This is a genomic window from Shewanella psychromarinicola (assembly GCF_003855155.1).
Lineage (GTDB): Bacteria > Pseudomonadota > Gammaproteobacteria > Enterobacterales > Shewanellaceae > Shewanella > Shewanella psychromarinicola.
This window is the reverse complement of sequence record NZ_CP034073.1, coordinates 1,126,402-1,138,375: the sequence shown is the minus strand read 5'-3', so window position 1 is coordinate 1,138,375 and position 11,974 is coordinate 1,126,402. Positions and strand designations below refer to the sequence as shown.

The 11,974-nt window shown below is 42.1% G+C and carries 10 protein-coding genes; 6 read left to right on the top strand and 4 right to left on the bottom strand.

Translation table 11 applies throughout. The features are described 5' to 3' along the window. The first annotated feature begins 23 nt into the window (after window positions 1-23). Together EGC80_RS04825 and glmS are read left to right on the top strand one after the other, a co-directional pair. Window positions 24-794 (top strand): DeoR/GlpR family DNA-binding transcription regulator, encoded by a 771-nt coding sequence (locus EGC80_RS04825; RefSeq protein WP_124012909.1) that lies wholly within the window; start codon window positions 24-26, stop codon window positions 792-794. A 29-nt stretch (window positions 795-823) separates the two neighbouring features. Then, window positions 824-2,653, top strand: a complete 1,830-nt coding sequence (glmS, locus tag EGC80_RS04820) for a glutamine--fructose-6-phosphate transaminase (isomerizing) (protein WP_101033424.1) — start codon at window positions 824-826, stop codon at window positions 2,651-2,653. A 431-nt stretch (window positions 2,654-3,084) separates the two neighbouring features. On the opposite strand, the gene EGC80_RS04815 is transcribed toward glmS, so the two are convergent. Further along, complete coding sequence (locus tag EGC80_RS04815) at window positions 3,085-3,582, bottom strand: fasciclin domain-containing protein (protein WP_124012908.1); 498 nt, start codon at window positions 3,580-3,582, stop codon at window positions 3,085-3,087. Between the two features lie 624 nt (window positions 3,583-4,206). Between EGC80_RS04815 and EGC80_RS04810 the strand changes: the two genes are divergently transcribed. Together EGC80_RS04810 and EGC80_RS04805 are read left to right on the top strand one after the other, a co-directional pair. Next, on the top strand, window positions 4,207-5,571 hold the full coding sequence (locus tag EGC80_RS04810; RefSeq protein WP_164839423.1) for a DUF4397 domain-containing protein: 1,365 nt from the start codon (window positions 4,207-4,209) through the stop codon (window positions 5,569-5,571). 479 nt (window positions 5,572-6,050) lie between these two features. Then, the gene (locus tag EGC80_RS04805; RefSeq protein WP_124012906.1) at window positions 6,051-6,389 is read left to right on the top strand and encodes a DUF805 domain-containing protein; all 339 of its coding nucleotides are present in this window, start codon (window positions 6,051-6,053) and stop codon (window positions 6,387-6,389) included. Between the two features lie 147 nt (window positions 6,390-6,536). On the opposite strand, the gene EGC80_RS04800 is transcribed toward EGC80_RS04805, so the two are convergent. The 3 genes from EGC80_RS04800 to EGC80_RS04795 all read right to left on the bottom strand — a co-directional run bounded on the left by EGC80_RS04800 (window position 6,537) and on the right by EGC80_RS04795 (window position 9,111). Then, window positions 6,537-7,730: a class I SAM-dependent rRNA methyltransferase gene (locus tag EGC80_RS04800; RefSeq protein ID WP_124012905.1), complete on the bottom strand. Its 1,194-nt coding sequence runs from the start codon at window positions 7,728-7,730 to the stop codon at window positions 6,537-6,539. Window positions 7,731-7,900: 170 nt separating this feature from the next. Continuing rightward, the gene (locus EGC80_RS22375) at window positions 7,901-8,059 is read right to left on the bottom strand and encodes a hypothetical protein (protein ID WP_157822236.1); all 159 of its coding nucleotides are present in this window, start codon (window positions 8,057-8,059) and stop codon (window positions 7,901-7,903) included. A gap of 386 nt (window positions 8,060-8,445) precedes the next feature. Continuing rightward, window positions 8,446-9,111: a class I SAM-dependent methyltransferase gene (locus EGC80_RS04795; RefSeq protein WP_101033418.1), complete on the bottom strand. Its 666-nt coding sequence runs from the start codon at window positions 9,109-9,111 to the stop codon at window positions 8,446-8,448. A 270-nt stretch (window positions 9,112-9,381) separates the two neighbouring features. Here EGC80_RS04795 and EGC80_RS04790 point away from each other — a divergent pair, with 270 nt between their 5' ends. Together EGC80_RS04790 and EGC80_RS04785 are read left to right on the top strand one after the other, a co-directional pair. Beyond that, window positions 9,382-10,413: an IS630 family transposase gene (locus tag EGC80_RS04790; protein ID WP_124012034.1), complete on the top strand. Its 1,032-nt coding sequence runs from the start codon at window positions 9,382-9,384 to the stop codon at window positions 10,411-10,413. 290 nt (window positions 10,414-10,703) lie between these two features. Then, window positions 10,704-11,879, top strand: a complete 1,176-nt coding sequence (locus EGC80_RS04785; RefSeq protein ID WP_124012904.1) for a porin — start codon at window positions 10,704-10,706, stop codon at window positions 11,877-11,879. The last annotated feature ends 95 nt before the right edge of the window (window positions 11,880-11,974 follow it).

The window sequence follows — 11,974 nt, the reverse complement described above, 5'->3', positions numbered from 1 at the left end:
TATGTGAAAGATAGTTAATTTTAATGACGAAACGTAACACCCAACAACGTCGCCATTCGATCATTAAATTGGTTAATGAGCAAGGCGAAGTCAGTGTCGATGAGCTGGCGAATCTATTTGCCACTTCAGAAGTGACTATTCGTAAAGATTTGGCCATGCTTGAAACCCATGGACTATTATTACGACGTTATGGCGGCGCGGTGTCAGTGCCACAAGAAATGACCCAAATAGCCAGCGAAAAACTGTCTCTTAATAAACAAGCGATAGCCGCCAAAGCCGCACTGCTGATCCGCGACCATAACCGGATAATCATCGATAGCGGCAGTACCACATCAGGTATTGTCCAGCAACTCAATGACAAACGTGGCTTAGTGGTGATGACTAATTCATTACAGTTAGCCAATGCCGTTCATGAACTTGAAAATGAACCGACATTATTGATGACCGGCGGTACGTGGGATCCCCATTCTGAGTCTTTTCAAGGCCAAGTGGCAGAGCAAGTGCTGCGATCATATAACTTTGACCAACTGTTTATCGGTGCCGACGGCATCGATCTTAATCGCGGTACCACCACGTTTAACGAGTTAACAGGCTTAAGTAAAGTGATGGCAGAAATGTCGCGTGAAGTGGTGGTACTTTTGGAATCGACCAAAATTGGTCGGCGTATCCCCAATCTAGAGCTGCCTTGGGATGTGATTAATGTGTTAGTGACCGATGACAACATCACCCAAGATGCAGTCGATACCATTTCAGCCCATGGCGTTAGGGTGATACTCGCGCCGTTCGCTAATTAAATTAAATTGAAATAATAAAGGAAAATATCATGTGTGGAATCGTAGGCGCCGTGGCCCAAAGGGATGTTGCTGAAATATTAGTTGAAGGTTTACGCCGTCTTGAATACCGTGGCTATGACTCAGCGGGCGTTGCTGTGATTCATCAAGGTGAATTAAGCCGTACTCGCCGCGTGGGTAAAGTGCAGGAGTTATCATCAGCACTTGATGCCGCACCATTAACGGGTGGCACCGGTATTGCCCACACTCGCTGGGCAACCCACGGTGAACCAAGTGAGCGAAATGCACACCCACATTTATCTGAAGGCGATGTTGCTGTTGTACATAACGGTATTATTGAAAACCACAACAAACTGCGCGAAATGTTAAAAGGTTTGGGTTACGTATTTTCATCAGACACCGACACCGAAGTGATTTGTCATCTTGTTCACCACGAATTAAAAACAGCGACTAATTTATTAGCAGCGGTACAAGCGACCGTTAAGCAACTTGAAGGCGCCTATGGCACTGTTGTTATCGACCGCCGCGACAGTGATCGCATGGTTGTGGCTCGAAGCGGTAGCCCGTTAGTGATAGGTTACGGCCTAGGTGAAAACTTTGTCGCCTCAGACCAACTGGCACTGTTACCCGTCACTCGCTCGTTCGCCTTTTTAGAAGAAGGCGACGTAGCAGAAATAACGCGTCGTGAAGTGAATATTTTTGATGTTAATGGCAACGCCGTTAAGCGTGAAGTGAAAGAATCTGAAGTGACCCATGACGCGGGTGACAAAGGTGAATATCGTCACTACATGCTCAAAGAAATTTATGAGCAACCTACAGCCATTGCGCACACCTTAGAAGGTCGTATTGCCGGCGGTAAGGTATTAGATTCAGCTTTTGGCGAAAATGCAGCTGAATTTTTAAAAGACATTAAGCACGTACAAATTATTGCCTGTGGTACCAGTTATCATGCGGGTATGGCAGCGCGTTACTGGTTAGAAGACTGGGCCGGAGTATCGTGTAACGTCGAAATCGCCTCAGAATTTCGTTACCGCAAGTCGCACTTATTCCCAAATAGCTTGTTAGTGACTATCTCACAATCTGGTGAAACCGCAGATACCTTAGCGGCAATGCGCCTGGCAAAAGAAATGGGCTATAAAGCCACATTAACCATTTGTAACTCAGCGGGTTCATCATTAGTACGTGAATCTGATATGGCTTACATGATGAAAGCGGGCGCTGAAATTGGCGTTGCATCAACGAAAGCCTTTACCGTGCAACTTGCCGGTTTGTTAATGTTAACCACGGCGATTGGTCGTCATAATGGTATGTCTAGCGACATGGAAGCGGCTATTACGCAAAGCCTGTTATCTATGCCTGCTAAAGTGGAGCAAGCGCTTGGCTTAAATGATGCTATTGCAGAATTAGCTGAAGACTTTGCCGATAAACAGAATGCCTTATTCTTAGGCCGAGGCGATCAATACCCCATTGCGATGGAAGGTGCATTAAAGCTAAAAGAAATTTCGTATATTCACGCAGAAGCCTATGCTTCTGGCGAGCTAAAGCATGGCCCATTAGCCTTGATTGATGCCGATATGCCCGTGATTGTGGTGGCGCCAAACAATGAATTACTCGAAAAGCTTAAATCAAACGTTGAAGAAGTGCGTGCCCGTGGTGGATTGATGTATGTGTTTGCTGATGTCGATGCAGAATTTGAGTCAGACGACACCATGAAAGTCATCCCTGTTCCACACTGCGATGTATTTATGGCACCGTTAATCTACACCATCCCATTACAGTTATTGTCATACCATGTGGCATTAATTAAAGGGACTGACGTAGATCAGCCGCGTAATTTAGCCAAATCAGTCACGGTAGAATAAACCTCTAAATTGATTTAAATCGCATATAGCAATGAAAAACAGCTTCTTAGGAAGCTGTTTTTGTTGGGTGCAGGGGTCGAATAAATCAATGGTGTTTTTGGTTGTTTACGTTTTTAGTTTCAAATAAGTCGATCGCAATGTGAGCACTTAGCTGGCCATAAAAGCTATCGCAATCATGTTGAAACACGCTAGGTTGTTTAACTAGAAAAGAAATCATTAAGCTCATTCAATACTTTGAGGTTTATCTAAACAATGGTCATAAGTTGGAAAATATTGAATAAGGCAATATAAAAAACAGACGACTGTTTCGATGCTCGACATGTTATCTAAAGATTGGCTATCGATTACCTAGGCTCTGTATTATAAAAAATATTATGCTGTTGAAGGTCAGGGGGCACCGATGGTAACCAATACCCCCGTCGGTACATCAATTACTTAGGCAGTAGTACAGTATCAATCACGTGGATCACACCGTTGCTCGCCTTTACGTCTGTCATGATAACTTTTGCGTTATTTACCATTACATTGCCGTATTTTGCTTTAATGATAACCATTTGTCCCTGAACTGTTGATGCGCTGTCTAGTTTAACGACATCAGCAGCCATCACTTTTCCTGCAACAACATGATATGTTAAAATTGTCGCAAGTTTATCTTTGTTTTCTGGTTTCAGTAGCGACTCGACGGTCCCATCTGCTAACTTAGCAAAAGCTTCATCTGTCGGTGCGAATACCGTAAATGGACCTTCACCTTTTAGTGTATCAACAAGTCCTGCTGCTTTGATTGCAGCAACAAGCGTATTGAAAGATCCATTTTCAGCTGCTACATCGACAATGTCTTTTTTCATACCATGATGTTCGGCATAAGCAACAGAGGTGAATGATAAACTGGCAACAATAAGGGCGAGTGTTGTAATAAATTTCTTTAACATTTTTATATTCCTTTCGAATTTATACCACTTTGAGGGGGAGGCTGTTTTTTGTGCAACATTTGTTACGTATGGTATAAACAACTAGATCAGTTTGGTTTCAATTTACTTACAGTACGACGCTAAAATATCACCGGGTGTTCAACAAGAACCCTTTTTCGCTACTCAATTTTGCCCACAAGATCTTTAAATACATCACCTTTTGGCAATGGGCTATTAATAGGATAATTGTTGGTTTGCTGATGCACCCGTTCAAAAGGCTGGGGTTTTAGGCCTTTTTTAAGTAAAACAGGATTGTAATTTTTGTGATATTAATCATCGGTGAGTTTCGTTGTGCGATGATACATTGCCGGAGCTTAATCATTCCCGTACTAACGCATCTGACAATAAGCCAAAGATAGATATATTAATCTCATTATCCTTTCGGTTATTTTCTGCTGGTTTCGTATCCTATAAAGTACCCTCTACTAAATTATTTTTTTATTACTATTCCATTTTTATCAGATGCTTATAGTTTTTTTATATAAAGCCAACAGGAAGTGTTGTATTTTTGTTGTGTTTTTTTTGAACTATAAAAAAGATTGTCACGTATAGAAATCGGTCATATTACTAATGAGGATTTCTAAGATGAAACGGATATACCCTTTTGCACTATGTGTTTCTTTAATTGGTCTAACAGCTTGCTCAGACGACGATGATGCAACAGTTGTAGAGCTTGTAGAGCCTGAAATGTCATATATACGCGTTATTCATGCTGGCAGCGATGCTCCATTGGTGAATGTTGTGGCTAATGGCAATGCATTGCTGTCGAATGTTGATTATGCGATGGCCAGTGATTTAATCGAAGTGTCAGCAACAAGCTACGACATTAACGTTGATGCTGTGTTGGCAGATGGCACCACGCTAACTGTGTTAGAAGCATTACTTGATGCACAAGATGACATGGAATATACCGCCATTGCGTTAGGTTCTGTTGCAGATAACACCTTGAGTCTAAAATTAATTGAAAACCCAACCATGGACATTGCTGCGGGTTATGCCAGAGTACAAGTGCTGCATGGCGCGCCTTTAGTGGGTACTGTTGATATTTATGTTACGGCTCCTGATGCAGATATAAGCGCTACAGCTCCCACGTTATCGGCAAGCTATTTAGATGTAAGCTCGCAGATTGAAGTGCCCGCTAGCGATTATCAAATTCGTATTACTGCATCTGGAATGAAAGAGGTTGTGTATGACTCAGGTTCTGTTGCGTTAGGCGATATGCAAGATTACTTTATCAGTGCCATTCCTAATACATGGTCTGGAGATTCACCTGTGGCATTGCAAGTGTCGCTACCCGGAGCACAGCTAGTGTTAAATGACGTAAACAGTGGCGCTGATTTACGGGTGGTACATGCCGTTGCTGATGCGCCAGCTGTTGATGTGTTTGTTGACGGCGCCACTACACCAGCTGTAGATATGCTGTCTTTTGGTGATGTGACGGGTTATGTCAACCTTGCTCAAGGTGCTCACACCGTAACCGTTGCCGCGGATGCCGATAATGATGTTGTGGTTATAGATAATGCTGCAGTCGACTTAGGTATTGGTATGAGTTATAGCGCCTTGGCTGTGGGATCACTAACCAGCAATATGATTGAGCCATTAGTGTTAGTTGAACAAACTCGTCGCGTAGCGACAGAGGCAAAGCTTACTGTGACACATGCTGCCTATTCTGCACCAGAAGTAGACGTTTACCTTACTTCATCTGCTGATATCTCTGATGCAACACCAGTATTAGAGGACGTGCCATTTAAGGTTTCTTCTGGGAGCATTAGCGTAACACCTGGAACTTATACTATTAGTGTCACTGTGGCTAATACTAAAGATGTCGCAATTGGGCCTTTAGAAGTCACATTAGGAGCCTCGGGTATATATGGTGTGGCAGCTGTTGATAATGTCGGTGGCGGAGCGCCATTTGGGGTTATTTTATTAGACGACTTCACTGCAATGTAATATTACTCTGTAAAAGATTTGCGGCTTATTCTTGCCAGATAAGCCGCTTTTTTATGCCCAATTAATGGTGCAAATATTGCTGGGTGCTCTTAAGTAAACCGCTTATTCATTTTTTTTCACGTTATGTTGCTGCCCAGTTTGAGTCACACTTCATCATGAAAAGTCATCCCTTTGCCACTCTGCGCGAGTTTATAGTGCCGTTAATTTACATTATCCCATTACCGTTATTGTCATAGCATGTGACACGAATAAAAGGCGGCTTCTTCGGCAGTCGTATTTATGGGGCGTAATGTACCTATTTCTATAAAGAACATTCTCACAAAAGGGTGATTGATTTAACTTAAATATGCTGGTAGGTTATTAAAATTATTAATAAATAAAGCTATGTTAATGATGGTTGTTGAAGGGGATCTCAGGATGTTTATCGGCATTTTCGCTAATACGCTTTAAAGCTTTATCAACAACAAGGAGAGTCCCTAATGGATTATTTTATAGGCGCGTTAAAAAAATATGCTGATTTCACTGGTCGAGCACGAAGAAAAGAATATTGGATGTTTATACTTGTTTATATGATTATCAATATTGTTTTTGCTGTAATTGGTTTGGATACCATTTCAGCGATAGTGAGTCTTGCACTGCTAGTCCCAAGTCTCAGCATTGCAGCAAGAAGGCTGCATGATACTGGTCGTTCTGGGTGGTGGCAATTAATACTATTAATTCCAATTATTGGTTTAATTGTGCTAATTGTTTTTCTAGCTCAAGATAGCCATGATGCAAATGATTACGGTATTAATCCTAAATCAGGTGTACCAGCATAAAACTGAGCAAGAGACTATGGTGCCAAGAGTTAATTTTCGCTTTTGGCACTTTCTACATCACACCATCGCTAAGCAGTCCAACAAAAAGGGAACAAATCTTGTTCCCTTTTTGCTATCTATAGCTTATTGATTTACCAGGCACTTGATTTACCAAACTCTGGCAACAAGCCCTTTAAGGTAATAGCCTTCTGGGAATGCGCTACTAATAGGATGATCGCTGGCTTGATGCATGCGCTCAATAAACTGTACTTCACGTTTTGCATCTAATGCAGCATCGGCAACGACTTTTTGGAACAAGTCTGACTGCATTAAGCCCGAACAAGAGAAGGTCAGTAGTATTCCACCAGGATTAAGTAATTGCATGGCAATCATATTGATGTCTTTATAACCGCGACACGCGCCATCGAGTTGTGACTTATTGTCGGCAAACTTAGGCGGATCTAATACGATAACATCGAAGGTTTTACCTTCATCTCGATACAGTCGCAGTAACTTAAATACGTCGGCTTCGAGGTAGTTTACATGGTCATCATTAAGGTTATTAATCGCCATATTATCGCGGGCGGTTTGCAGTGCTAGGGTAGAGACATCGACGTTTTCAATACTCGCCGCACCAGCTTTAGCGGCATACAAGCCAAAAGTGCCGGTGTAACAGAAGCAGTTAAGTACAGACTTACCTTTAACGAAACGGGCGGCGATGGCGCGGTTGTCACGTTGATCCAAATAGAAGCCTGTTTTGTGGCCTTTAACCACATCGACGGCAATCTTGATACCATTTTCTTCGATGATGACAGGCATGGGGGGTAATTCACCGTGTAGTAACCCTACCACCGGAATGAGGCCTTCTTTCTTTCTCGAGTCGACATCTGAACGCTCATAGACAGTGCAATCTGGATATTGAATAACGAGTTGCTCTACTATAGTGTCACGCCATTTTTCGGCACCGGTATTTAACAGTTGGCACACCAATACATTGGCATAACGATCTACGGTGATACCGGGCAAACCGTCCGATTCTGCGGCGATTAAGCGATAGCCTGTTAGGCCTTGTTCGCGGATCAGATCATCTCGGCCTGCTTGTGCTCTTTTTATGCGTCTGGCGAAGAAATCGGCATCGATGATTTCTTCTTTGTTGAAGGTCCATATCCGCACTTGGATTTGAGATTCTGGCGACCAGGCTCCGCGTCCGAGCCAATGCCCGTCGTGCGCCACGACTTCAACCGTGTCACCTGCTGCAGGTTTTCCACCATTGATGTTGTGAATACCGTTGGAAAATATCCACGGGTGGCGTCGCTCTAATGAACGTTCGCGGCCAGGTTTAAGTTTAATTCTGATAGCCATGGTACTGCCTAATTTAAATTATAAAAGGGGTAAAAAGATTCACGGCGCACCTGATAAAGGCTGAGTAAAAACCTCTATAACGACTCATTAGAGGCATGGATGACATCACACTATTATCAATGTCAAAAGGCTCTGGGGGCGACGAAGGGAGATCATAGCCTTTTTTGAGCCTAAAAACCTGACAAATAATAAAATGCTGGCTGAGTGTTGTATTCGTTACTTAGATTTTGATCGTTCAATGGGCGTTTATCGTTACCGTAACAAGGTATCAACGGCATTTTGTGGATGGGTAAAATAGTGGCAGCAGTTGCTGGTGGCTGTTGTTCCATCAAATTGACCCGTGATGGTCGCGCAGATGTGAGTGAAGCATCAAAATGAAGCAAGTGTAGTGAACGTGGTCACTTGAGACAATATGATAAATCTCAGATAGCTACCTCGGCGTAAAGTGTAAGGCTTCACCAAGTTGTGAATAACAGGCTTTAGCCCAAAAATGATGTTAAATGTGTCCTTACGCTTTTGCTGATAACAAGGTTCATTGACGTGTTCAAACGAGTCAATGGCAAGTAATACCATACAGATCGTGCTACAAAAGTGCTAAAAAATAGTTACTTAGGTGTGCTTGTTATGCCTCGCTCCGGTTAGTGAGTATTGAATTTAAGATGAACGCGCTCTTTTTTACATCGACAATAATCACATGTAGGCTTTTACGTCGTGGTTACGCGATAACATTATTACGAGAAAAAACCAGAATATAGCCTTTAAATGGCAGTGCTAGATAGTCGGTGTGTATCGGTTTGAAATGGCTGCTGATAAACCCGAATTCGGCTAATTTTACAGTGAGCTTATTTTTTCGACCGCGACCGGGGTCGACAATGATGACGTCACATTTGGCGCTGGCATGGTTTTTAATAAAATAAGCTAATAACTGCACATGTTGATCTTCATAGAGCAAATCGCTGCCGATGATGACGTCAAAAAGCCCCAATTTACTGGTGTCGTTAGCCCAGTCTACGCGCTCAAAAGCAATGCTTTTACCATTATTTAATTGGGTATTTCTATTAAGGAACTGTTCAACTTCTGGGTGGTAGTCGGTTGCAGTAATATCGGCGTTTTTTGCGTTAAGTAGTAAGCTTGAGAGCGCCATTCCACAGCCTATTTCTAGAATTCTTTTGCCTTCTGTTTTGTAATCCAACATATAATTAGCCAGCACTAAGCTTGATGGCCAAACAATGCCAAAAATTGGCCAATTCGCCGAGGATATACCGAGTTTTTCAGCAATACCGGTAGGGTCATCAAATTCTTGATTATTACGTAAGGTACACAAGTGAACATCGATTTCACCAAACTCAACAGTTTGGTAGCTTAAACGAAGGGCAGTCATTGGGCCGTCTTAAAAATTGAGTGTTCAGCCAGATATCGAGGACAAATAAATGACAAAACGAAGAGGTGTTAGTTAGATTATAGCACTTTGCTAGAAAGGCAAATATATTTAATTGGTTTGGGCTCTATTAGGTTAAGCCCTTAGTCAAAGGCATCATTATATTGTGTTTTTTGTGCGCTTTGGGTCTCAATGTGGAGAATACTCAATACAAATATACCCGTGATCATTGAAAATGCTTGATTTTGTCCCAAATGGGATCATCATAGCCCCATGAAACAAATTACACTCTCGCCAGAACAAAAAGTAGCATTGGAAACTCGACATAAAAGCTCGAGTGATAGGCGTGAGTGTGATCGCATTAAAGCCATTTTACTACGCGATGAAAATTGGCCAACGCCAATGATTGCCCAAGCGTTACGTATTCACGAAACGACCGTAGTTCGATACATTGATGCCTATGCTCACGACCAAAAACTCACGTGTAATAGTGGCGGCTCTTTAAGCTATCTGAGTCAAGAGCAAACTGAACTATTGATTGCACACCTGTGTGAGGTGACCTACTTGCATAGCCATCAAATAGTCGCTTATATCTCAGAACAATTTCAGATTAAGTACACAGTGTCAGGCCTCAATAAATGGCTGCATAAACATCAGTTCAGCTATAAAAACCCTAAAGGGGTTCCTCACAAATTTGATGAAGACAAACAAACGGCTTTCATTGAATATTATGAGCAACTAAAATCCTCGTTAACCCCTGATGAACCGTTATTATTTATGGATGCGGTTCATCCGACCCAAGCCACAAAAATCACCGCTGGCTGGATAAAAAAAGGCGTTGATAAACCGATAGAAACGACGGGAAGCCGAACCCGTATTAACGTGGTTGGTGCAATCCGACTTGGTCACTTAACAGAAGCGGTCATTGAGCAATATAGCAAAACGGTTAACGGTGCATCCATCATCGATTTTTTAAACCAAATTAGAGCGCGTTACTCAACAAGTGGTGTTATCCATTTGGTGCTTGATGGCGCTGGATACCATCGAAATGCCTTAGTGGTTAAAGAGGCTGAACATCTGAATATAACATTGCATTACCTGCCACCTTATAGTCCAAATTTAAACCCAATAGAACGATTGTGGAAGGTAATGAATAAGCATGCGAGGAATGGGCAATACTTCGCAACGACAAAAGAATTCCGACGAAAAATTACTGACTTTTTTAGCATCACCCTCCCCGATATTGCCGATACACTCGGTGATACAATTAATGATAACTTTCAGAAATTAAAAACTGCAGTTTGAATTCACTTGAGTATATAAGGCCTACATAGCTATTAATCGCTGCGAATAAAACAGGTTTTCACCCGTTACTGGTTGATATTAGCATGCTCACTTTCACCTTAATAACCCCTTTTATATCAATTATCAGCTCTGATAATAAAGCACTATCCATTGTTAAATGTGCGACATACGCATCACAATCTTAATGATAATTGTTTACATTAGTATATCCGATATGTTAAGTTCCATGGAAATTACAGAGCTTTATATAACATTATAGTTACTCACATTGACTAAATCAGGATGAAAAAATGAAAAAAACGTTAATTGCGGCAACATTAATCGGGCTTTTTGCTAGCAATCAAGCTATCGCTTCTGACGAAACAACCGAATTACGCCAAATTATTGAGCAGCAGCAAAAAGTGCTGCAAGATCTTGAAAAACGTCTTGAGCAAACAGAAATGCGTGTAGAGACCACGGCTGATGTAGTAGAAGCGACCGCATCAAGCAAGTCGGCAACCACTATTGGTGGTTATGGTGAATTACACTATAACAATATTTCTAATAACCAAACTGGCACCGACAAGAAAGAATTCGATTTCCACCGCTTTGTATTGTTTGTAGGTCACGAGTTTAATAGCACAACCCGTTTTTTCTCTGAGCTAGAAGTTGAACATTCAATTGCCGGTGAGAGTCAAAATGGTGAGGTTGAGTTAGAGCAAGCGTATATCGAGCATGACTTTAATGAAATGTTTACCGGTAAAGCCGGTCTATTCTTAATGCCTGTCGGTATTATCAACGAAACTCACGAACCTACAGTATTCTACGGTGTTGAGCGTAACCCGGTAGAAAAAGACATTATTCCTGCGACATGGTGGGAAGGTGGTTTAAACCTTAATATTAAAGCCGCTCCTGGTGTAGCCTTTGACACCGCCGTGACGTCTGGTTTGTATTTAGACCAAAGCTCTGGTTATAAAATCCGTAATGGTCGTCAAAAAGTATCTAAAGCGAAAGGTGAAGATTTAGCCTATACCGGCCGAGTAAAATATACTGCGGTTCCAGGTTTAGAGCTAGCGGCGACGGTTCAATATCAGTCTGACTTAACGCAAGGTACAGCTGATGTTGATTCTGCCTCAGCAACATTGCTTACTGCGCATGCGATTTACAGCATTGAAAACTTCACGGTTAAAGCGCTATACGCCCAGTGGAATATTGATGGTAAAGAAGCTGAAGCGTTAGGTCGTGACAAGCAAAATGGTTTCTATATTGAGCCTGCTTACCGAATCAATGAACAGTTTGGTGTGTTTGCCCGTTACAACGAGTGGGACAACAATGCCGGTGATAGCGCTGACACTAAGAACAAACAAACTAGTGTGGGTGTGAACTACTGGTTACACGAAAACGTGGTGTTTAAAGCTGACTACGAAAAAATTGGCGGCGCTGCTGATTCAGATGGTTTCAACCTAGGTGTTGGTTACCAGTTTTAATCGTTGAGTATTCAGAGATAAGATAAACCGATATAACAGATTATCGGTCAATGGGTGCCAACAGTGTATATTGTCGGCACCCGTGTTTTTATTAT